Origin of the sequence: Enterococcus sp. E4-150, assembly GCF_035726465.1 — a bacterium.
GTDB classification, from domain to species: Bacteria; Bacillota; Bacilli; order Lactobacillales; family Enterococcaceae; genus Enterococcus_B; species Enterococcus_B faecium.
Genome location: NZ_JAPRGK010000009.1, coordinates 1 through 23,364, shown reverse-complemented (window position 1 = coordinate 23,364; position 23,364 = coordinate 1). Strand labels below are relative to the sequence as shown.

Here is a 23,364-nt window from a genome sequence, read left to right as displayed (position 1 = left end):
CCTTACTCCTTTAGTATAATGCAACAAAAAGTTAAATAAAAGTCACAGAAATATATTAAAAAGGAAGCGATTTCTTGTTAAGTTTAAGTCATTAAAAGATCTTTGTTATTCGTTGTAACCGGTTTACTTAGTATTATATATTGAACAGGAGAGGAATACAGATTATGAAAAGCAAAATGATCCAACGTGTGTCCTACGCTTTAGGCGCTTTTGGACACGACACATTCTATGTTACATTAAGCACTTATTTTATGGTATTCGTGACAAGCCAGATGTTCGCAGGAACAGATAAGGCAACGAATGCAAAAATGATTGCTACAGTTACAAGCTTAGTTGTAGGAATCCGCTTAGTTGAAATTATTTTTGATCCTTTGATTGGTGGCATCATCGATAATACTCGTACAAAATACGGTAAATTCAAACCATGGTTAGTTATCGGCGGCGTTGTTAGTTCCGTACTCTTGGTAGCAATCTTTACCAATTTCTTTGGCTTAGCTACTCATAATACGACTTTATTTATCATATTATTTGCAATCGTTTTCATCTTATTGGATAGTTTTTATTCATTTAAGGATATCGCTTTTTGGTCAATGATTCCAGCTTTGAGTACGGAAACAAAGGAACGTGAAAAATTTGCTACGTTTGCTCGTTTCGGCTCTTCTCTAGGTGCAAATGGTACTACTCTAGTCGTTGTCCCTATCGTTACTTTCTTTACCTATCTTGTTACTCATAAACATATTGAAGGCGCTTCAGGCTGGTTCTGGTTCGGTGTGATTGCTGCTGTTATTTCAGGCGGTACTGCGATTATCACTGCCTTGGGCACAAAAGAAGTCGATACTGCGATCCGTCAGCAAAATGAAAAAGCTGGGATCAAAGATGTGTTCAAAGCAGTTGCTCAAAATGATCAGTTGATGTGGCTTGCCCTTGCTTATATCGCTTATGCGATTGCCAATGTAGCAACAACTGCCGTATTATTCTACTTCTTCAAATATGTACTTGGCCAACCAACTGAATTTTGGATCGTTGGTCTGGTTGCTGCCTTACTTGGTTTAGTAGCTGTTCCACTATTCCCAATGCTTACACGCGTCATCTCTCGTCGCTACGTTTACCTTGGAGGGATCGCAATGATGATTTCTTCTTACTTTTTCTTTACGATCGCAGGTTCAAGTTTGCCAATCGTTATCATCGGGCTAGTATTGTTCTACTTCCCTCAACAATTGATTTTCTTATCCGCTTTGATGACGATCACAGACTCTGTTGAATATGGTCAATGGAAAAATGGTATCCGTAACGAAGCTGTTACTCTATCAATTCGCCCTTTACTAGATAAAATCGCTGGTGCTTTGTCTAACGGGATCGTAGGGTTTGTCGCTATCGCTTCTGGGATGACTGGTAATGCTACTGCTGCTGATATCACTGCTCATGGCGTAACGACTTTCAAAGCTTATGCATTCTATGCTCCTGCTGCTTTGATGATTTTCTCCGCTATTATTTTTGCTTGGAAGATTACATTGACAGAGAAAAAACATGCACAAATCGTTGAGGAATTGGAAAACAAATTGGCTCCAGCTGATACAATGGAAGATGAACTTCACGATGCAGTAGTTCCTTCCCATTAAGAAAGGATCTTGAAAATGAAGATTACAGAAAAAGATTTTGGCCAAGGTTATCACTTGATAACCTTGGAGAACAAAAACAAGCTAGCACTTTCTATCTCTGATTTAGGTGCTAGAATCGTCAGTTTAAAATCAAATGATCGAGAATTAGTTTTGGGATTTGATACCGCTGAAGAATATATCGAAAAAGATCCGTATATCGGTGCTTCTATCGGTCGCACCGCAGGGAGAATCGAAAATGGCCGCTTTTCTCTCAATGGAAAAACTTACCAATTAGCCACAGATCCAAAAACTGGGCATAATCTGCATGGTGGTGCTCCTGGATTTGAATTAAAAAAATGGTCTTATGTCATTTTGAATGGCGAAAATGAAGCTTCTGTCATTTTTACTACTACAAGTCCCGACGGAGAACATGGTTTTCCAGGTACAATGGATGTGGAAATCCGCTATACTTTGACACAAGATAATATCTGGCGAGTGACCTCTCGCGGCACCAGTGACCAAGATACTTTATTCAATCCGACAAATCATGTTTACTTCAACTTGACGGGAGATGCTTCTCAATCAATCGATCAACATGAGCTTTGGCTCAATAGCGAAGCTTATGCTCCTTTGCGAACAGATAGTATTCCTATGGGGGTAAAAGAAAATACTGCAGGAAGTGCTTTCGATTTTCAAATACCTAAAAAATTAGCGTCCGTTTTTGCTAGTGATTTGGATCAAAAAAATCTTGTTGACGGAATCGATCATCCATTTTTCTTAAAAGAAACCGGCTTGGATAAAGAAGCCGCTCGCTTGACTAGCCCCGATAAAAGAATCCAAGTAGATATTGCTACAGATGCTTCTAGTGTGGTTATTTTCACTGCAAATTTCGGCACAGAAACACCAGAAATGCGCAACCGAAAACTGGCACATCATGGTGGCATCACATTTGAGACTCAAACAGCTCCAGGTGCAGAGCGCTTCTCAGCATTTGGTTCGATTCATTTAAAAGCCGGATCAGTATTTGAAACAGTGACAGAATTCAAAATCAAAACAAGAAAGGAATAACTCATCATGGAAATCAAAAGAAGCTTAAACACAAAATTTGCCGAAACATTCGGACCTAAAAAAACTACACAATACTTCTCACCAGGACGCATCAATTTGATTGGTGAACACACAGATTACAATGGAGGCCATGTCTTCCCCGCTTCCATCACTTATGGAACGCAAGGTGTAGCAGCACCTCGAGACGATAATAAAATATTAGTTTATTCCACAAACTTTGACGATATCGGTGTCATTAGTTTTACTTTAGATGAGCTAGAATATGATAAAAAAGCAAACTGGGCAAATTACGTAAAAGGAATGGTCCTTAAATTAAAAGAAGCTGGACACTCAATCGATCATGGGTTTGAGTTGTTAGTGGAAGGAACAATCCCTAATGGTGCAGGACTTTCCAGTAGCGCTTCATTAGAATTATTGGTAGGTGTTGTATTAGAAGATCTGTTTGATTTAAAAACAGATCGCTTGGAACTAGTCCAAACAGGTAAAAAAGTAGAAAATGAATTCATCGGTGTCAATTCAGGTATCATGGATCAGTTTGCCATCGGCTTCGGTGAGCTAGATCATGCAATCTTATTAGATACAAATACGCTGAAATACGAAATGGTCCCAGTGAAACTAGATGGTTATGCAATCGTCATCATGAATACGAATAAGCGGCGGGAATTGGCAGATTCAAAATACAATGAACGTCGCAGCGAATGCGAAGAAGCCTTGGCACGTTTGCAAAAAACTTTGCCTATCTCTTCTTTAGGAGACTTAGATGAAGAAGAATTTGAATCAACTATTGACCAAATCGGCGATGATACATTGATACGCAGAGCTCGCCATGCCGTTTCTGAAAATCAGCGGACTTTGAAGGCAAAAGCTGAATTAGAAGCTGGGAACTTAGAAGCATTTGGTCAACTGTTAAATGATTCTCACCACTCTCTTCGCTATGATTATGAAGTAACTGGGATCGAATTAGATACACTAGTAGATGCTGCTCAAAAACAAGAAGGTGTCTTAGGTGCACGAATGACAGGAGCTGGATTTGGTGGCTGTGCGATTGCTCTTGTCAAAGAAGAAAATATACCTGCCTTCAAAAACAATGTCTATGATGAATACATGAAAGTTGTCGGCTATGCTCCGGAATTTTATGTTGCACACATTGGAAATGGGACAACAAAGATCGATCCAGAAGCTGTTCATGTTTGATAAAAAAATCAACGATCTCAGCTAAAAACAAATAGATAAAAATAACCTCTCAGCAATTTCCAAATGTGAGCCTTTTGCTCGTATTTGAAAATTGCTGTTTTTTATTGACACGGAAAGAGAACATGTGTTCTAATTGTGTTGAAGAGGTGATTGTTATGTGGGCGAATCAAAATCCGGTATTTGTTTATGAAAAAGAACCTTCAAGAGATATTTTATGTATTGACTGCAAATCTTTTTACGCCTCCGTAGAGTGCGTTGAAAAGGATCTTGATCCCCTTACAACTAAATTAGTAGTCATGTCCTATCCGTCCGATTCGACAGAAACACGGGGTAGCGGATTAATCTTGGCTTCCAGTCCTGCAGCAAAAAAAGCTTACGGCATCACCAATATCAGCCGTGCCAGAGATCTTCCCTTCCCCTATCCAAGTGATTTATATATTGTTGCCCCAAGGATGGCCTATTATATGGAAAAGAACAGAGAAATCAATTCTATCTATAAAAAATATGCAGACGAAGCGAACCATCATGTCTATTCCGTCGATGAAAGCTTCCTTGATGTAACAAATAGCATGGCACTCTTTGGTAAAACAAATGCGTACGACATGGCTAAACTGATCCATAAAGATGTGTTTAAGCAGACCGGAATCTACACGACTATAGGAATTGGCGATAACCCGCTACTTGCTAAACTAGCCTTAGACAATGGCTCAAAAGACGGAAAGCAAATGTTTGCTGAATGGCGTTATGAAGATGTACCAGAAAAGTTATGGAAAATCTCAGATATCACTGACTTTTGGGGAATCGGCAAACGAACAGTAAAACGTCTGAAACAAATGGGTATACATTCTGTTTATGATTTAGCTCACGCGGATTATTATCACTTGAAAAGCAAGCTAGGGGTCATCGGTACTCAGCTTTATGCCCATGCTTGGGGGATCGATCGAAGTTTTTTGGGACAAGAATATACACCAAAATCAAAAAGTATCGGAAATAGTCAAATCCTAGATAGAGATTATACAAGACGAGAAGAAATCGAGATCGTTATCAAAGAAATGGCCGATCAAGTCGGCACTCGCTTGAGACGATCTGCAGCAAAAACACAAGTAGTCAGCTTATGGGTAGGATACTCTTTAGGCTATCTTGATCCAAATGGCAAGACCGGGTTTCACCAGCAAATGAAAATCGAAGCGACAAATGCTAGCAGAGATCTAGCAGATGCTTTATTGACCATTTTCCACCAGCATTACCACTACCAGGATATTCGGCGTGTAGGCGTGAACTTTTCCGACCTCGTATACGCGACAGGTTTACAGCTTAACCTTTTTGAAGATCCTGAAAAGCAGATAAATGAAGCGAAAGTTGATTTTGTTGTCGATACGATTAGAAAAAAATACGGCTTTCAATCAATCATCCATGCGCATAGTCTCTTGCAAGGAGGACGCGCCATCGCACGTAGTTCTCTCGTTGGCGGGCATGCAGGTGGTATGAGTGGATTAGAAGGTGGAAAAGATGAGACGGACAGCAAAAAAATTCATTGACTATAACGAGTATCGAGATCGGCCATTTGGATTAAAATGGGGGACTGCTTTTGCGATGGAAGAACTAGTCAACGGTATCAAAAAAAATGAAGAAGAAGCACGCAAACAGCCTCTTCCTAAACAACAAATGACATTGCAAGAAATCGATAGTATACTGACAGAAGCCTTTTTATCTCGTAAAGCAGTAATCATTCAGCTCAATTTAAAAGATGAATTTGGAAGACTCTTGGATGAGGTCGAAGGGCACTTCATTGGTGAAGCCTATGAAGATTACTTTATGATTGACCATCAGCCGATATTGTGGGAAGACGTACGGTATATTGAGTTAAAGGAAACAAAAAAATGGTTTGTGACATGAGAGGTTGTGACAGAAGTGATCAACTTCAAAAAATAAGAAAGGATTTTTCGAAAATTGCTTCTTAAATTTTTGTGGAATTTTGGCTTATTTTTCGAAGAAGCAACTTCTGGAACAACGTATATTAGATATCAGAGGTTGTGAAAAAGTCGCTTAGTTTTGAGTAACAATCCAAGGCGCTGATTTCACAACCTCTGTCTATCCATCTATTCGGTAAGATTCATGCATGACGTCTTCTTTATTTAGTATGTAGAGCCCTTTTTCTTCTGACCATTCAACATAAATCAGCTGTTTTACATCTGCATAGCCTTCTTTCTTCAAGTTCTCCATAAGCCATGATTCAGTCAATTGATTGGACTGAAGCACTTTATGCTGAATTTGCCCTTCATCTACAAGCAGGATCGATAAAGCTTTGTCTTCATCTGATTTTTTCAATACACTCATTTGACCGGCATTCTCTAGGATAACATGTTTGGCATTTTCAAGAGAAAAGCATTCCTGCTGTCTTAAGATTGCTCGCAACTGCTCCATCTCGATATGGTTATTTGTCAACTCTGTCATGTTGATGACGCCGTCTTTGATTAGAACAGATGGCTCGCCTTTGACCCAACGATTGACCTTTTCATTTCTTTGGACGATACGTTCGATACCATAAATCATTACTGCCCAAAGCGCAATGGCAAATAGGACATGCCCTACATGGACATTGTCATCATAGGTTGATTCTTCTAAGATCCCACCTAAAACAAGCGTATAGACTAAATCAAACGGTGTGATTTCTGACATGGATTTCTTCCCAAGCAAACGTACCACTAATAATAAACCGATCAACCCGAATACCAGTTTCATTGTAATTGAAAAAATCATTTTTTCTCCCCCTAACTATCTGTTAATTAAATTATATATGCTTTCTCACGAACACGCATGGAATATACAAGGAAGAAATGTATCCTTTTACTAAAAAAAGGACTGTGACACTGTAGTGACCCCCAAAAGTTAGACTTTTTTGGAGTGGAGAAATCCACTCCTTTTTTTCATGCTCTAAAATGATATTTTTACACAACCGTTACGGTTGTTTTACGAAATTGGACGAGACTTTGCCAGTTTAATTTCTGTTTTATCCGTTCATTATTGTAGTAATAGATATAGCTATCGATGGCTGATTTTAATTCCTCGAAACAGTTATAAACTTTCCCGTGAAAAATCTCTTGTTTTAATAAGCCAAAAAAATTCTCCATAAGTGAATTATCTAAGCAGTTCCCTTTCCGAGACATGCTTTGAAAGATTTTGTACTCCTTCAATTTGTTTCTATAAGCTTTCATTTGATACGCCCAACCTTGATCTGAGTGAAACGTACGACGATAGGGACAATCGTTAGTGGTCTGGATAGCTTCCTCCAAACCTTCCATTACCGCTAATGCATTGGGCTTTTCAGAGATACGATAGGATAAAATCTCACTATTGAACATATCCATAAAAGGATCTAGATACAATTTCTTTTGACGGATAATGCCTTTGGCATCCACTTCATGGTATTTAAATTCAGTTGTATCCGTCGTGATTTTCTGATGGCAGATACTGGTGTAGAAACGACGATGGATCCGATTTTTGGCTACTGCTCCAACTTTTCCTCGATAAGAATTGTAGCGACGTGATTTACGCGTGTATGCCGTTACTTTTATTCCTAGCTTCTTGATCAAGCGCTGAACTTTCTTTTTATTGATAGAGAAACCGCGGTTTCTTAGTTCATTGGTCATCCGTAAACAGCCATAATCCTTGTGCTTCTCCCGAATTTTAAGCATTTCCGCTTCAATCTCTTGATCTGGATTTTTACGGTCCAATCGCCTTTGCCATCCAAATAATCATGAACGATCTTTAATTTAAGTTCAAAAGTATATTTAACCATAAAAAATACCGACCTCCAAAAGTTAGATTTTTTGGTCTAACTTTTGGGGGTCGGTACACAAATCGTGTCACAATCCCTTTTTTGAAAATAAACGGTGTTCAAAAGCTTGCATCTGCGGTAATAAGTCCAGCCAAGTTAAAAACATAAGAAGCTGTTTTTACTTGGCTGTTCTTATTACTTGATGCAAGGCAGCTTTTTCACAACCTCTTTTCAAATATTTCGTTTTCTTATTCTACAAATGGTTCTTCTCCTAACGCTTGTTGAGCGGCTAGATTCAACATGCTCCATTGTCGGTCAAAGCCTGGCTGGAAGAAGAAGTCAGCTTCTGCTAGTTCTTCTAAAGTCAGTTTGTTTTGGATCGCTAGTGCCAATACATTTCCTTGACCTGTAACATCATAGGTAGATAATACTGCTCCTCCTAGCAATTGATGGGTCATTGGATCCGAGAATAATTGGATGGACACTTTTGGATTTCCTTGTTCTTCTGGTACATATTTTGGTCTTAACGTATCTTCATAATAAGACACTCGTACATCTACTCCTGCTTTTGCTGCTGTAAAGCTATTCAATCCGCTTGCTGCAAAATGATAGTCAAAGACACTTAATGCAGAGGAACCTACGACTCCGCCGAACGGTTTGTTTGGTACTTCTTCAAAAAGATGTTTTACTACATAACGTGCTTCTCTACGTGCAACAGTCGCTAAAGCGATCGGCATTTTTTTGCGTGCTGGGATAGAATAAGCAAGTGTAGCATCTCCTACTGCATACACATCTGGAAGATTCGTTTGCAAGTATTCATTTGTTTGGATCCAGCCACGTTCATCTAAGTCGACGATCCCTTTTAACCATTCTGTATTTGCCTTCACACCGGCAGCTTGAATGACTAGATCTGCTGGGATTTCTTTTTCACTTGTTTTGATTGCCTCAACTTTTCCGTTACCAGTAAAAGCTTCGATTTTTGCATTTGTCAAAACTTCAATACCGTTTTCATTTAGGTGTTGTTCTAAAATATCTGTCATCTCAGCATCTAAATAAGTGCCTAAAGGTCTATCGATCACATCAAGCAATACGACTTCTTTCCCAGCTTTTCGGCTTGCTTCTGCTGCTTCGATCCCAATGTAACCCGCACCTACGACAGCGATTTTTTTAATAGCCGGATCATTTAATTTTTCTTTGATTTTGGTTGCCCAATTGTATCCACGCATCAAGTAGACATTTTCTAGATCTGCTCCTGGTACTGGCAGATTGTTTGGTTTGACACCAGAACTCAAAATCAATTTGTCATAAGGATATTCTTTTGTTTCGTTATCTGATGCGCTAGTAACCGTTACTGTTTTTTTATCGGCATCGATCGTTTTTACTTCGTGATTATTTAAAATATGAACATTGGATTGCGGAAAGTTTTCTGGTCTGAAATTACGTACATCATTTACATCTGTTACCTTGTCTTCTAAATACAGCTCCATACCACATGACATGAAGGAAATATAGTCTCCTGCTTCAAATAGCGTGATATCTACATTTTCACCGTATCGTGTCAATAGTTCCAAGATCGATTGATGCCCTCCATGAGATGCACCTACAATGACAACTTTGATTTTTTCCATTGATGAAACCTCCTTGAATATTCTTTTAAAATCATTCTAAACAATTTAAACTTAACATTACATTAGTTATGAATCAAAAGAAACGCGTTCATTTGAACTAAATTTAAAAAACAATCGTCTCCTTGCAGAATATACCGCAAAATTAACGATTGTTTTTTTGATAAAATCTATGAATCACTGTTCTGTTAAAAAGTCTTTGATCCGTTTGCAGGCCTCATGTAATTTTTCCATGCTGCTAGCATAAGAAATCCGGATATAACCTTCTCCTTCTGGGCCAAATGCAATTCCTGGGATACACGCAACTTTTGCCTGTTCCGCTAATTCTACACAAAACTGCCAAGAGTCAGTTTGAATGGCAGCTGGGAGTTTGCAAAACAAGTAAAATGCACCGTTTGGCTGGGTCACTTCAAATCCTAAAGGCGCCAATTGCTGGACCAGATAGTCTCTTCGTGTTTGATATTGCTCTTTCATATTCTCGCTATCTTTCACCCCATTTATTAGCGCTTCAGCCGCAGCTTTTTGCGACATCGTTGTAGCGGCAGTCACCAGATATTGATGGACTTTAATTAGTTCGTCAATAAGGGCTTTTTGAGCAAAAATAAAGCCCACTCGCCAACCAGTCATCGCATGTGACTTGGATAACCCGCTTATCACGATTGTTTGTTCTGGAAGATAAGTAGCTATGGACATATGCGTTCCACTATAAGTCAATTCAGCATATACTTCATCACTTATAACAAATACCGGATATTTTTTTAAAACCTCAGCGATTGCTTTCAATTGTTTTGCAGACAATGTCGTCCCAGTAGGATTGTTAGGATAGTTTAAAATGACTGCTTTGACAGCTGATCCATATTGTTCAAATGCTCGTTCAAATTGTTCCGGCTGACAGACAAACCCTGTGTCAGAAGTATCTATCGGGATCAATTCAGCACCAGCTAGTTCCACTAATGGCTGATATCCTGAATAAGCAGGCGCTGGAATAAGAACCTTGTCTCCTTCTTCCAAAACAGATAACAATGCAGAGGCAATCGCTTCCGTTGCACCAACCGTCGTCAAAACTTCCGTTTGCGGATCATAAGTTAGTCCATAACGCTGCTGCTGAAACATACAAGCAGCTTCCCGCAGTTCCTCCAGTCCTCTCATTCCGGTATAGTGAGAAAAGTCTTCTTCAATCGCTGCTATTCCGGCTTGTTTGACATGCTCGGGAGTTGGAAAATCCGGTTCTCCCAGGGTGAGTTTGATCACATCTGGTATCGAAGATATTTGCTGATCGAATTGTCGTATTTTTGATACTTCTATTCTAGAAAGCCTGGGACTAAATCGATTGGATAAATTCATCATTATTTACTCGCTCCTCTTTTGAACTGCTATCGATTTTTACAAGAAGATTTTCTGTAAAAAGAATCGTTTTGTACCATTCTACACCATTTTCTAAAACATCCATATCAAAATCGAACGTCGGATCATGTAAAGCAGGGGTATCACCGACACCTAAAAAGAAAAATACACATGGATATTGTTGCGTATATATGCCAAAATCTTCGGCTTGAAGAACTGGATCCTCTAATTCATGTAGTTTGTTTGAATCCGACAATGCTGCGTATAAGCCTCTATGATTGATTACAGCTGGATAGCCGTCATTATAGCGAAAAGAAATAGTAGCTGCAGAGTGAAACTGTTCTGCTAAATGAGCTAATCCCCTCTTCAAATAATTTTGCATATCTGAACTGTAAGAACGGATACTTCCGGACACAATAACTTCTCCAGCTAAAACATTCCGGATCGTTCCACCTTGGATTTGACCAAATTTCATTAGATGATTCCACTCTGTCGGTAATTGCCGATCAAAATCATAAACATTCTTCAAAAATCGTACAGCTGCCTCCAGACTATCGATTCCTTTTTCACTAGAAGCAATATGTGCAGACTGGCCTTTAATGATAATGTCTGTTTCACTGCTTTGTGCCATCAAAGGTCCTGGTCGAGAGAAAACTTCTCCCTTAGCTAGTCCAGGCCATAGATGAAAGCCAAATATTGCTTGTACTTCATATTTATCCAACAATCCTGACTGAATAACACTTTGTGCGCCGCCGGAAATTTCTTCTGATGGCTGATAGATCAGTACTACATTATAAATAAGCTCCTCGATGTGTTCAGTTATAAAGTCGGTCAACCCTAAAAGCATCGCCATATGTCCGTCATGACCACATGCATGCATATACCCTTCATGCTTAGAAGCAAAAGAGAGATTTGTTTCTTCTTTGACTGGCAGTGCATCGATATCTGTTCGAAAAGCAATCGTTTCTTCTTGTTGATTATCAAAATAAAGAAGCAGTCCTGTTTCGCCGATTTCATGGATAACGGCTCCACTATTTTTTACTAGTTCATATAAATATTTTTTTGTTTTGAATTCATGAAATCCGATTTCAGGAATTTGATGGAGTGCCATTCGATATTCTTTCAGCATCCGTATTCACCATCCCTTCATAGATACCCTTCACTACGGTTTCATACTGATCATTCGGTACACCGATGATTAGATTCAACTCCTGTGCTCCTTGTGATAAGATCGATGTGCGAATTTCTAATTTGTTCAATATCGATAACACTTTCCCAGATAAACCGATCAATTCTTTATGCGGTCCGCCAACGACAGAGATCAAAGCTAAGTCTTCAATCACGACGATTTCTTCCACGCCAAGTGTTTCTTTTAATTCTTTTGTGATGAGAAATAATTTATCGGCAATCGCTTCTGCTGAAACGATCACTCCGATATTGTCGATCCCTGAAGGAATATGTTCGATTGATATCTCATGTTTAGCAAAAATGCTCATTGCTTTCCAGATAAACCCGATTTCATCAGACATATGACGTTTGAATAAAGTGATGGAAAGAAAATCCTTGCGTCCAGCTATTCCTGTCAGTCCATTTTCCTTTTCCACTTCGTGATTCGATATTTTTGTTCCTTGAGCGAAAGGAGCATTGGTATTTTTTATTTGGATGGGGATATCCGCCTCTTGAACTGGGAAAACAGCTGCTTCATGAAGAACATTAGCCCCCATATAAGCCATCTCTCTCAGTTCTCTAAAAGAGATTTCCTCGATGATTTTAGGATGATCGATGATTCGCGGATCAGCCATCATGATTCCTGAAACATCCGTCCAATTCTCATAACTTTCCGCTTGCAACATCTTCGCCAGTATCGCGCCGGTAATGTCGCTTCCCCCACGGCCCAATAATTTTTCTTTTCCTGCAGGGTTCGCCCCGTAAAACCCTGGAACAACCATTTTCGGATATCTTTTAAATGCTTTTGTGATTTCCTGTGCTGTTTTTTCCTGATCGATTTTCCCATCATAGTCAAAGAAAATCAGGTCTTTTGCGTCAATAAACTGGTAACCAAGATACTCAGCCATCAGTTGAGCAGTCAGATATTCACCTCTGCTTACTAAATAATCTTCAGTTATCTTTTCGTCTTCCAGTTGTTTCTGTATGCGTGCTAGTTCCTCTTCAATAGGTAACTGCAGGGCAAGAACATCTCTTACTTGAATGAAACGATCACAAATCCTTTTCCAAAGGGGTGTCCAATCAACATGATGCTGAAGGTAAGCATAAATCAAATAAAGTAAGTCTGTTACTTTGTCATCATCTGACGTACGTTTGCCTAAAGCAGAAACAACGATCACTTGGCGATTGGGATCTGAAAGAACAATTGTACGGACTTTTTTGAATTGCTCTTCATGAGACATCGATGTTCCGCCGAATTTCGCTACTTTCAGCGTATTACTCATCTTGCCACCTCCGCTATTTTCTGCATTAAAGCTGCAGCAATCTGTACGGCATTCGCAGCGGCTCCTTTGCGTATGTTATCGGCAGTCGTATAGAACAACAATCCGTTCTCTAAAGAAGTGTCTTTTCTGATCCTCCCAACATAAACCATATCTGTTCCTCTAGCAAGAATGCTCGTCGGATATTTATGTGCTGCTAGATCATCTTCTAATTGAATCCCTGGAAACTGGCTGAGACACTCTCTAATTTCTTCCGTCGTAAACTCTTTTTGCAGTTGAACTGCCACAGAGACTCCATGTCCATTTTCGATTGGCACACGTACGCAGGTTGCTGATACTGGCAAAGTAGGCTGATGCAGAATCTTACGGGTCTCATTTATCATTTTCTGTTCTTCTTTTGTATACCCATTTTCCAAAGGCTGATCGATTTCCGGAATCACCGTTTGGCTAATATTATAAGGATACAAAACTGGTTCCTCGTCATTTTGCGTACGATGAAGATCTTCAATGCCTTTTTGCCCGGAACCAGAAACTGCTTGATAGGTCGAATAATTGACTCGCTGGATACCAAAGGCTTCTTGTAAAGCTTTAAGCGGAAGTATCGCTTGAATGGTTGAACAATTTGGATTTGCAATCAGCCGATTCAATGTATAGTCTTCCAGATTGACCTCTGGAACGATTAATGGAATATCCGAATCTTCCCGCCATGCTGAGGAATTATCTATGACAAATAGTCCCTGACTTCGTGCGATTGGCGCAAACTCTTTGGATACAGAAGCACCTGCAGAAAATAGCGCTAAATCATATCCTTCAAATGAAGTTTCTGTCAATTCCTGTACAGTGTGTTTCTTTTTCTTGAATACACAAACTTTACCGGCTGAACGTTTTGAAGCTAATAATTTCAATCGTCCTACTGGAAAATCATATTCTTCTAACACTTTGAGCATCGTTTGGCCGACTAATCCGGTTGCCCCCACAATACAGGTATCTATTTCGCGCATTTTTCTCCATCTCCTCTATAATTCGCGTAACGCAGCAATCAATGCTGTATTTTCTTTTGTCTGATCATCACTTATTTTTAATACACGTGCAGGTATTCCACCGACAACAGTGCCTGCTGCCACATCTTCTAAAACCACTGCTCCTGCTGCCACGACTGCATCTTTTCCGATATGGACACCTTCAACAATCACTGCATTCGCACCTACCAGTACGCCGTCTTCTACGATAACCGGTTTGGCCGATGCTGGTTCGATCACACCTGCTAAGACAGCTCCTGCACCAATATGGCAGTTTTTGCCCACTGTCGCTCGTCCACCTAAGACAGCACCCATATCAATCATCGTGTTTTCACCGATTACTGCACCAATATTGATAATCGCTCCCATCATGATCACGGCATTGTTGCCGATTGACACTTGATCTCTGATAATAGCACCTGGTTCGATACGAGCATTAATTTTTTTAATATCTAGCAAAGGAACTGCGCTGTATCTTGCAGCAGTTTCGATTTCGATTTCAATGATTTTTTCTGATTCAGCTTCTAAAACCGGAGCAATCGTCTCATAGTCACCAAAAACAACGAAGCTGCTTCCTTCACCAAAAACTTTACTTTCTTTAAATTCGATTGGCTCGGTTACATTCAGATAGACTTTCACAGGCGTCTTTTTAGATGCCGCTTGAATGTAGCGGATAATTTCTTGAGCTTCCACGTTTTTTACACCCCTTTGTCCATTAATAAATCTTCTAATTTGTAATAACCTGGTGACTGATCTTTCAACCAGTCCGCTGCTTCTACTGCGCCTGCAACAAAGATTCGATTAGAAAAAGATTCATGTTTGATCGTAAATATTTCATCAGTAGCAGCAAACAATACATCATGTTCACCAGGTAAAGAACCTGCACGAATACTGTGTACACCAATTTGGTTTTCTTCTCTTTTTTTCCCTTGCCAGTTGTATACGGGCTGCAGCTTTTGCACTTCTTGGATTGTTTGAAGCAGCATATTTGCAGTACCAGATGGTGCATCTTTTTTACGACTATGATGTTTTTCAATCAGTTCGATCTGCCAGCCTTGCAACATTGCAGCTGCTTGCTTGATTAGTTGATTCATCACCATGATGCCGAACGAAAAATTAGCACTATACATCACAGGTACATGTTTGGCATGTTCTTTTATTTCTTGGAACTGTGATTGTGTATAACCTGTCGTGCCAATGACTAACGGAAGTTGATAAGACAAGCTATACGAAAGGATCATCTCTAAATTATCTGGATGAGAAAAATCAATAAGCAGTTCTGGCAGTTCCGTAAAAGCAAGCGTAGTTGCTTCTTTAGGTGCCGTCCGTAAAAGAAGGACCGTATCTCCTCTTTCTTGTGCAACTTCTTCGACTCTATTTCCCATCTGTCCACTGCCAATCAGTCCGATTCTCATTTTTCACCCGTCCTTTCTTTTAACAAAAGCTGAGCTAATTGTTTCTTTTTCTCTTTTGAAAGAGAAACTAAAGGCAGGCGTAGAGGTCCGGAAGGTAAGTCTAATAATGACATGGCTGCTTTGACAGGAATAGGATTGGTCTCACTGAACAAGGCATGGATCAGTTCAAGTGCATTTAATTGCTTTTCTTTTGCTTGCTGCCATCTTCCGTCCTGCGTATCTTTTACTAATTCATGGACTATTTTAGGTTGGATATTCGCCCATACACTTATTACACCGCTTCCTCCTACACTCATTACTGGTAGGATCAAATCATCATTTCCACTGTAAAGGAAGAATTCTTCTCCAATCAACCGAGCGGCATCCATCACATAAGCCATATCTCCTGAGGCTTCTTTCAAACCAATGATATTAGGATGTTCTGCTAAATTTACTAATACATGGATTGGAATCGACATGCCTGTTCTAGAAGGAACGTTATACAAAATAAGCGGAATCGGTGAGGCTTCTGCAATTGCTGTAAAATGAGCAGCTAGTCCTGCATCACTTGTTTTGTTGTAGTAAGGGGTGATGACCAAAATTGCGTCTGCCCCCAAAGAAGCAAAATGCTTCGCTTTTTCAATCGTTTCTTTCGTATTATTCGTTCCAGCTCCTGCAATCACCGGCACACGGCCAGCCACTTTCTTTACTGTCAGTTGAAGGATCTGCTCCTCCTCAGATTGTGTGAGCGTAGAAGATTCTCCTGTTGTACCTAAAACTAATAATCCGTCTGTTTGTTCATCTAAATGGAATTGGATCAATTTTTCCAAACCAGCATAATCTACTGATCCCTCTTCATTCATCGGCGTGATCAGCGCCACGATCGAACCTTTTATCATCTTCATTCCTCCAATATTCTTGTCCATTCATGAACTGCTGGGCCAGCCATTTGTATCGCATCCTCACCAGAGATCATCAAGTCTCCTTGTTCCAAGTGAACAACTACCTGATCTGCTGAAATTTTCCCAGTTTCCTTAGCAACCACATAAGAGGCACAGCAACCTGTACCGCAAGCAAGTGTCCAACCTACACCTCTTTCATAGGTACGGACGATCATTTCTTGTTCATTGACTACTTCTACAAAGTTGACATTGGTTTTTTCTTTGAACAAAGGATGATGACAGATCAGTTCACCTCTTTTTCTCCAGACTTCCTCACGCGCATTTTCAACAAAAACAACGGTATGAATCGTTCCTAAAAATAAACTAGTGATCGTTACTTTGTCACCATTGATCTCTATTTCCTGGTTTTTTATTGGATAAGTTTGATTAGCTTTGATTTTTTCCGGAGAATCATCTGGCACTCCCATATCTACGCTGCAATAAAAAGGTGAGGGATCCAACACCGTAATTTTTCTTGTGCCTGCTAATGTCTCTACGTTGAATTCCTGTTCATTCATCATGTTCTGATCATTTACGTATCGAGCAAAACAGCGAATGCCATTTCCGCACATCGGCGCGCGACTGCCATCTTTGTTGTAATAGATCATTTCCAACGGATCGGTTTTTACGGCGATCAATCCGTCTGTGTCATATTTTTCTTTTGCACATAAAGAAGCAGCTAATTGACTATAATCCGTATCCTCTGTGTAATCTAATAAGATAAAATCATTTCCACAGCCATTATATTTATGAAGGATCATAAGAAACTTCCCCCCTTAGTAGATCAGAAAATGCTTGTCTGCGAACAATCAGTCTTGATTGGCCATTATTGACAAAAACAACTGCTGGTCGTGTCGCTCGATTGTAGTTGCTGCTCATCGAGTATCCATAAGCTCCCGTGGAATAAACAGCTAAAAGATCACCCGATTCTGCTTTCGGCAAATAAGCTTCTTTAATTACCACATCGCCTGATTCACACATTTTTCCTGCAATCGTCACTTTCTCTGTTTTTTCTTCCGACAGTTTTGCTGCTAAATCACAATCGTATTCTGCCTGATACAGAGCTGGACGGATATTATCTGTCATCCCGCCATCTACAAAGTAATATTTTTTATGTGGTGTCTTTTTGATGAAACCAATCGTGTATAGTGTTGTACCAGCTTCTCCAACAATACTTCTACCCGGTTCGATCAGTAATTGACGAATGGTCAGTTTTCGTTTTTCCAAAGCTTCTTCCGTATATTCAATCAGTTTTATTAGTGCCTCTTCGACTGGGATCGGCTGATCATTTTGTGTATAACGAATCCCAAACCCTCCGCCAAGATTCAAGGAAAGAGGTTGGTCAAAATCGGTTAAGTAATTCGTCAATTTGTCGATTTCAGCTAACCAAGCAGTAACATCAAAAATTTGTGACCCGATATGAGCATGAAATCCTTCTAACTCTAGATAGCTGCTTTCTTTTATCAACTGAAGGGCTTGTTGGCACTCTTTACTTTCATAGCTCATGCCGAATTTTGAATCAATATGCGCAGTGACGATATATTCATGAGTATGTGCTTCTACTCCGACATTCAACCGAAGCATGATACAGATTTTTTTTAAATAGCGTTGGCTTAATTCTGCTAATAATTCAACTTCCATCAAATTATCGGCAACAATATGCAACAAATCATTTTCAAGTGCATAGATCAGTTCCTCTGGCGTCTTGTTGTTACCATGGAAGTAGATAGTATCTCTAGGAAAATCAGCTTGCAAAGCGGTATAGATTTCCCCACCACTGACAACATCTAGCCCGAATCCATATTCACGAACTAAATGCAGCATCTCAATCGTTTGGAATGCTTTAGAGGCGTAAAGCACTTTTGTATCAAAACGTTTCGATACAAAGCCTCGCTTGAATGACAGCATCGTTTGTCTCATCTTTTCTTCATCATACACATACAGAGGTGTCTTATACTTTTCTGCCAATGTGCTTGCTGTGACTCCGCCAATTATCAATTCTGTCATTTTTTCATTCCTCTTTTCACTTTTTTTCCGTTTTTATTGGAATTTCATTTGATAAAGATTTGAATTTTATTGGAATAATATTAAACAAAATTTTCTGAATTGTCTAGTATATTTCGAAATATTTTTTTAAAAATAAGAATAAAAATGGTTATAAAAACAAAATACCCGAACTATTAGAAGCTATTTATACATAAAAACATAAATTCAACACTATTTAGTGATGAAAAAATATTTTCGCTTCAATATAGTTCGGAATAGTTCGGATATTTTCAATTTTATGAATCATTTCAATTTCTTCATAAATAAGTGCAGTTTCTTCTTTCTCTAGCTTTTGCCATTCATCTTTCAAAATATAAATAAAATCAAATACTTTTTTATTTTTCAATTTGCTGATTCCACAAAAAACCTCTTGAAAGGCAGATCCGATGATCTGCCTTTCAAGAGGTCAAGCTCTGTTTTCAAATTCTTATCAATCCGTTAGCGAATTATTTTGACGCACGTTTTACATAAGAACCTTCTGCTGTATTGATTTCCAACAATTCATCTGTTTCGATGAAGTCAGGAACATTGACTACTAAGCCAGTTTCCATTGTCGCTGGCTTACCTGAACCAGTGACTGTTGCACCTTTGATGGAAGGTTGTGTTTCCACAACACGTAATACGACAGTTGTTGGTAATTGAACGCCGATGACTTCGCTACCGAAAAATTGGATTTTTACTTCCATGTTTTCTAGGATATATTTCATTTCTTCTTCTACTGTTTCTACAGGAATTTCATATTGCTCATATGTTTCCAAATCCATGAAGAAAGCTGTATCATCCATCGTGTACAAATATTGTACAGGTTTTGTGTCGATATGTGCTTTTTCAAATTTTTCTTCTGGTCTGAACGTTGTGTCGTATGTTGCACCTGAACGGACATCTTTCAGTTTCATACGCATAACTGTATTTCCTTTACCAGGTTTATGGTGGCTTGCATCCAGAACTTTAATCAGTTTGCCGTCTTGTACGAAAGTCATACCGGCTCTTAAATCACTTGCTGAGATCATTATTTTTGCTCCTTCTTTTCTTTATCATAATCAACTTTATTGTATCAGACAACCGGCCAGAAAACTAGAGTATTCTCTATCTTTTAAGGTCTCATGCCTATTTGTCAGAAAAATAAACACGGGTAAACGATGCTATCGAAATATTTTTTTCTTTCAAGCCTTTGACTTTTATTTTTTTTCATGCTATCGTTAATAAAAATTTTACTTGGAGGGATACACATGACAGTCAGCAACCAAAAACAATTGAATCGTTGCTGTTGTATGGTGCATAAAAGCAGCATACTATTTGTCATGTCTATTAATTGCCCTTCATAGAATGAGTACCAGGTAACTTATCTTTTTATCTACTCAATTTTTCTCTATGTCTTTCAAGGAGCTGATTTAATAGTCAGCTCCTTTTTTTATTATCTTTTTTAGGAGGCCCACATGATTATCTCGACAATTACAGAAGCTATTGGTTCCACACCGCTTTATCGCTTTGACAATCAGCACTATTCTATGCCTAAAGGTTCTGCTATTTATGCAAAACTAGAATATTTAAATCCTGGAGGAAGTATCAAAGATAGATTGGGCAGTTATTTGATCAAAGAAGGATTTGCCCAAGGAAAAATCAATGAAAAAACGACGATCATCGAACCAACTGCCGGAAATACAGGAATTGGGATCGCTCTGGCCGCACTCACATACAAATTAAGAACGGTTTTTGTTGTTCCAGAGAAGTTTAGCTTAGAAAAACAACAATTGATGAAAGCATTGGGAGCAAAGATCATCCATTCTCCTAGTGAGCAAGGAATCATCGGTGCCATCAGCAAAAGTAAAAAACTTGCAGAGGAGATATCAAACAGCTATCTGCCTCTTCAATTTGAAAATAAAGATAATCCTGCTGCTTACTATCATACGTTAGGGCCAGAAATCTTTCATGAAATCAAAGAAAATATCCATAGTTTTGTAGCAGGAATTGGGAGTGGTGGAACCTTTGCTGGAACTTCTACCTTTTTGAAAGAAAAATATCCCGACATTCGAATAATCGGTGTAGAACCAGAGGGCTCTGTGTTAAATGGTGGTGATCCAGCCCCTCACGAAATTGAGGGTATCGGTGTAGAATTCATTCCGCCGTTTCTTTCTCCCCTTTCAATCAATCAGATCGAGACAATCTCTGATGTAGAAGGGTTTAACTATACTAGGCAGTTAGCACGAGAACAAGGACTATTAGTTGGAAGTTCGAGTGGTGCGGCTTTTGCAGCAGCATTAAGAGAAATTCGTCGTTTACCACCTGGTCATCGTGTCGTTACGATTTTTCCAGACGCAGCAGACCGCTATTTATCAAAAAACATTTACTTATAGGAGGAAAGAAACATGCACATTCAAACAAAATTGATCCACGGAGGCATCAGTGAAGATCCCACAACAGGAGCTGTCAGTGTACCTATTTATCAAACATCCACTTATCGGCAAGATGGCGTCGGCCAGCCTAAACAATATGAATATTCAAGATCTGGTAATCCTACTCGTTTTGCATTGGAAGAACTGATTGCTGATTTGGAAGGCGGTGTTCGAGGATTCGCTTTTTCTTCTGGTCTTTCTGGGATTCATGCCGTTTTTTCTCTTTTTCAAGCTGGCGATCATATCTTATTAGGAGATGATGTCTATGGAGGAACATTCCGTCTATTTGACAAAGTTCTTACTAAAAATGGTCTCGAGTACACGATCATAGATACGAGTAATCTTGATAAAATAGAACAATCCATCAAACCCAATACAAAAGCACTTTATCTTGAAACACCTAGCAATCCGCTTCTAAAGATTACTGATTTAGAAAAAAGTGCCACTCTGGCTCATCAACATGGATTGATAGTTATTGCTGACAATACATTTGCTACTCCTTATTTTCAAAGACCTTTAGATCTCGGTTCTGATATCGTTGTCCATAGCGGTACCAAATATCTAGGCGGACACAGCGATGTAGTAGCTGGTTTAGTGACTTCTAACCATAAAGATCTAGCCGATCAGATCGGATTTTACCAAAATGCTATCGGAGCCGTACTTGGTCCCCAAGATAGCTGGTTACTTCAGCGCGGAATCAAGACACTAAGTGTTCGTATGGAGGAGCATCAAAAAAATGCTTTTGTGGTAGCTGATTTTCTATTTTCTCATCCAGCAGTAGAAAAGGTCTACTATCCAGGATTACCCGATCATGAACTCCATGGAGTTGCTAAGCAGCAGATGAGCGGCTTTAGCGGAATGATTTCTTTTACTTTAAAAAATGAAGAATCTGCTATTCCATTTGTTGAATCACTCCAACTATTTACTTTAGCAGAAAGTTTAGGTGGCGTAGAAAGTTTAGTGGAAATTCCTTCTGTCATGACTCATGCGTCTATTCCAAAAGAAAAACGAGAAGAGGCTGGCATAAAGGACGGCTTGATCCGTCTTTCTGTAGGAATTGAGTATGGTCAGGATCTCATAAACGATTTAGCTCAGGCATTTGACAGAATCAAGAACTAGAAGTCCCAATAAACGACTTAGCAGAAAAATCTAAAAAATATTTCAGATTGCTACACCTTGGAAACGATAAGTGTTAGAATCAAGTAGAAAGACGTTTTTGATGCTTTTCACTAAATAATTCTTTAGTGAAAAGCATCAAAACGAATGAACAAACAGATAGGAGTCTTACAAATGAGAATGAATGTCGAAAGTTTTAATCTTGACCATACAAAAGTCAAAGCACCTTATGTACGTGTAGCTGATCGAAAAACGGGTGCGCATGGCGATGTCATCATTAAATACGACGTCCGCTTTAAACAACCAAATAAAGAACACATGGACATGCCAAGTCTACATTCACTTGAGCACTTGACTGCCGAACTAATCCGCAATCACGCAGATTACATCGTAGACTGGTCTCCAATGGGATGCCAAACAGGCTTTTACTTGACTGTATTGAATCATGAAAGCTACGAAGACATTTTAGATGTTCTTGAAGCAACAATGAAAGATGTTCTTGAAGCTACTGAAGTACCTGCAAGTAATGAAACACAATGTGGCTGGGCTGCCAGCCATACACTAGAAGGTGCACAAGCTTTGGCTCGTGAATTTTTAGCAAAACGCGATGAATGGTCTGAAGTAGAAGCATAGTTTCTAAAAGAACGTAAAGATGAGAAGCAATATAGCTATCTTATCTTCGTATTTTATTAAATATTTATTGTCTGAAAAGAGTTCTAAACGGGAAAACAAATAGCTAGTTTTCAGTTTAGCGCTCTTTTTATTATATAAAATAGAAAGGAGAAAACTTTATGTCTATTTATAATTTTGAAACTACTTTAGAAGACGGCACTGTCTATTCATTGAAAAAATATGCAGGCAAACCGATAATCATTGTTAACACTGCAACAAAATGCGGTCTAGCACCTCAATTTAAACAATTAGAAGAACTTTACCAAGCTTATCAGACACAAGGTCTGGTTATCTTAGGCTTTCCTTCCAATCAATTTAAACAAGAGCTAGATTCAGCGACTGAAGCAGCAGAAGCTTGTAAAACCACTTATGGCGTTACCTTCCCTATGCATCAATTGATTGACGTAAATGGAGAAAATACAGATCCTCTTTTTACTTATCTTAAAAATGAAGCTCCTGGTACTGTCACTAAAGCAATAAAATGGAATTTTACTAAATTTTTGATTGATAGAAATGGCAAAGTAATCGAACGATTTGCACCACAAACTTCTCCATTGAAAATGACCGCTGCAATTGAATCCGTTCTTTAACTTAATAAAAATAAAAAAAGATGAACTATTTCTAGTTCATCTTTTTGCCTTTGCGTGGCGACGTCCTACTCTCACAAGGGGCAACCCCTCACTACAATCGGCGCTAAGAAGCTTAACTTCTGTGTTCGGCATGGTTACA

General features: G+C 39.1%; 22 protein-coding genes, 1 rRNA gene and 1 pseudogene. 9 read left to right on the top strand and 15 right to left on the bottom strand.

All coding sequences use genetic code 11. The annotated features are described in order from the left end of the window. Window positions 1-164: 164 nt before the first annotated feature. From OZ002_RS08790 to OZ002_RS08770, 5 genes are all read left to right on the top strand, one after another. The gene (locus tag OZ002_RS08790; RefSeq protein ID WP_002293689.1) at window positions 165-1,619 is read left to right on the top strand and encodes a glycoside-pentoside-hexuronide (GPH):cation symporter; all 1,455 of its coding nucleotides are present in this window, start codon (window positions 165-167) and stop codon (window positions 1,617-1,619) included. A 15-nt stretch (window positions 1,620-1,634) separates the two neighbouring features. Continuing rightward, window positions 1,635-2,666 (top strand): aldose epimerase family protein, encoded by a 1,032-nt coding sequence (locus OZ002_RS08785; RefSeq protein ID WP_125179204.1) that lies wholly within the window; start codon window positions 1,635-1,637, stop codon window positions 2,664-2,666. A 6-nt stretch (window positions 2,667-2,672) separates the two neighbouring features. Further along, a complete protein-coding gene (locus OZ002_RS08780) occupies window positions 2,673-3,860 on the top strand; it encodes a galactokinase (protein ID WP_002286858.1) in 1,188 nt (395 codons plus the stop codon). 155 nt (window positions 3,861-4,015) lie between these two features. Beyond that, window positions 4,016-5,398 carry a Y-family DNA polymerase gene (locus tag OZ002_RS08775; protein WP_156249086.1) on the top strand — a complete coding sequence of 461 codons (1,383 nt, stop codon included), beginning with the start codon at window positions 4,016-4,018 and terminating at the stop codon, window positions 5,396-5,398. After that, window positions 5,370-5,756 carry a hypothetical protein gene (locus tag OZ002_RS08770; protein ID WP_002293692.1) on the top strand — a complete coding sequence of 129 codons (387 nt, stop codon included), beginning with the start codon at window positions 5,370-5,372 and terminating at the stop codon, window positions 5,754-5,756. The genes OZ002_RS08775 and OZ002_RS08770 overlap by 29 nt, the downstream gene beginning before the upstream one ends. Window positions 5,757-5,951: 195 nt before the next feature. Here OZ002_RS08770 and OZ002_RS08765 read toward each other — a convergent pair whose 3' ends face one another. From OZ002_RS08765 to efp, 14 genes and pseudogenes are all read right to left on the bottom strand, one after another. Continuing rightward, the gene (locus tag OZ002_RS08765) at window positions 5,952-6,620 is read right to left on the bottom strand and encodes a DUF421 domain-containing protein (protein WP_002297894.1); all 669 of its coding nucleotides are present in this window, start codon (window positions 6,618-6,620) and stop codon (window positions 5,952-5,954) included. A 188-nt stretch (window positions 6,621-6,808) separates the two neighbouring features. Continuing rightward, window positions 6,809-7,606 (bottom strand): annotated as a pseudogene (locus OZ002_RS08760) (IS3 family transposase); the annotation flags it as partial. Window positions 7,607-7,886: 280 nt separating this feature from the next. Next, window positions 7,887-9,266 (bottom strand): FAD-dependent oxidoreductase, encoded by a 1,380-nt coding sequence (locus OZ002_RS08755; protein ID WP_002286868.1) that lies wholly within the window; start codon window positions 9,264-9,266, stop codon window positions 7,887-7,889. Between the two features lie 174 nt (window positions 9,267-9,440). Further along, entirely contained in the window at window positions 9,441-10,610 is a 1,170-nt protein-coding gene (locus OZ002_RS08750) for a pyridoxal phosphate-dependent aminotransferase (protein WP_002305985.1), read from the bottom strand. Continuing rightward, a complete protein-coding gene (locus OZ002_RS08745; protein WP_002305984.1) occupies window positions 10,585-11,736 on the bottom strand; it encodes a M20 family metallopeptidase in 1,152 nt (383 codons plus the stop codon). The genes OZ002_RS08750 and OZ002_RS08745 overlap by 26 nt, the downstream gene beginning before the upstream one ends. Further along, entirely contained in the window at window positions 11,696-13,045 is a 1,350-nt protein-coding gene (locus OZ002_RS08740) for an aspartate kinase (protein WP_395520829.1), read from the bottom strand. The genes OZ002_RS08745 and OZ002_RS08740 overlap by 41 nt, the downstream gene beginning before the upstream one ends. Window positions 13,046-13,053: 8 nt before the next feature. Continuing rightward, entirely contained in the window at window positions 13,054-14,055 is a 1,002-nt protein-coding gene (locus tag OZ002_RS08735) for an aspartate-semialdehyde dehydrogenase (RefSeq protein ID WP_123840194.1), read from the bottom strand. Between the two features lie 15 nt (window positions 14,056-14,070). Then, window positions 14,071-14,766 carry a 2,3,4,5-tetrahydropyridine-2,6-dicarboxylate N-acetyltransferase gene (gene dapD / locus OZ002_RS08730; RefSeq protein ID WP_002305979.1) on the bottom strand — a complete coding sequence of 232 codons (696 nt, stop codon included), beginning with the start codon at window positions 14,764-14,766 and terminating at the stop codon, window positions 14,071-14,073. 5 nt (window positions 14,767-14,771) lie between these two features. After that, a complete protein-coding gene (gene dapB, locus OZ002_RS08725) occupies window positions 14,772-15,488 on the bottom strand; it encodes a 4-hydroxy-tetrahydrodipicolinate reductase (RefSeq protein WP_125179427.1) in 717 nt (238 codons plus the stop codon). Further along, window positions 15,485-16,366, bottom strand: a complete 882-nt coding sequence (gene dapA / locus OZ002_RS08720) for a 4-hydroxy-tetrahydrodipicolinate synthase (protein WP_002305977.1) — start codon at window positions 16,364-16,366, stop codon at window positions 15,485-15,487. Before dapA ends, dapB begins: the two co-directional genes overlap by 4 nt. Window positions 16,367-16,368: 2 nt before the next feature. After that, window positions 16,369-17,169: a diaminopimelate epimerase gene (gene dapF / locus OZ002_RS08715; RefSeq protein WP_125179426.1), complete on the bottom strand. Its 801-nt coding sequence runs from the start codon at window positions 17,167-17,169 to the stop codon at window positions 16,369-16,371. Further along, window positions 17,156-18,415 carry a diaminopimelate decarboxylase gene (lysA, locus tag OZ002_RS08710; RefSeq protein ID WP_156249083.1) on the bottom strand — a complete coding sequence of 420 codons (1,260 nt, stop codon included), beginning with the start codon at window positions 18,413-18,415 and terminating at the stop codon, window positions 17,156-17,158. Before lysA ends, dapF begins: the two co-directional genes overlap by 14 nt. A 214-nt stretch (window positions 18,416-18,629) precedes the next feature. After that, window positions 18,630-18,800 carry a hypothetical protein gene (locus OZ002_RS08705; RefSeq protein WP_002294348.1) on the bottom strand — a complete coding sequence of 57 codons (171 nt, stop codon included), beginning with the start codon at window positions 18,798-18,800 and terminating at the stop codon, window positions 18,630-18,632. Window positions 18,801-18,900: 100 nt separating this feature from the next. Beyond that, the gene (efp, locus tag OZ002_RS08700; protein ID WP_002289434.1) at window positions 18,901-19,464 is read right to left on the bottom strand and encodes an elongation factor P; all 564 of its coding nucleotides are present in this window, start codon (window positions 19,462-19,464) and stop codon (window positions 18,901-18,903) included. A gap of 426 nt (window positions 19,465-19,890) precedes the next feature. Between efp and OZ002_RS08695 the strand changes: the two genes are divergently transcribed. The 4 genes from OZ002_RS08695 (at window position 19,891) to OZ002_RS08680 (ending at window position 23,225) form a co-directional block, all read left to right on the top strand. Further along, window positions 19,891-20,808: a PLP-dependent cysteine synthase family protein gene (locus tag OZ002_RS08695; RefSeq protein WP_002289436.1), complete on the top strand. Its 918-nt coding sequence runs from the start codon at window positions 19,891-19,893 to the stop codon at window positions 20,806-20,808. A 12-nt stretch (window positions 20,809-20,820) separates the two neighbouring features. Further along, window positions 20,821-21,966, top strand: coding sequence for a cystathionine gamma-synthase (locus tag OZ002_RS08690; protein WP_002289438.1), 1,146 nt, complete (start codon window positions 20,821-20,823; stop codon window positions 21,964-21,966). Window positions 21,967-22,137: 171 nt separating this feature from the next. Then, entirely contained in the window at window positions 22,138-22,596 is a 459-nt protein-coding gene (locus OZ002_RS08685; RefSeq protein ID WP_002289439.1) for an S-ribosylhomocysteine lyase, read from the top strand. A gap of 158 nt (window positions 22,597-22,754) precedes the next feature. Next, entirely contained in the window at window positions 22,755-23,225 is a 471-nt protein-coding gene (locus OZ002_RS08680; protein ID WP_002289440.1) for a glutathione peroxidase, read from the top strand. Between the two features lie 52 nt (window positions 23,226-23,277). On the opposite strand, the gene rrf is transcribed toward OZ002_RS08680, so the two are convergent. Then, window positions 23,278-23,364: ribosomal RNA gene (rrf, locus tag OZ002_RS13305) — 5S ribosomal RNA — on the bottom strand; the annotation flags it as partial.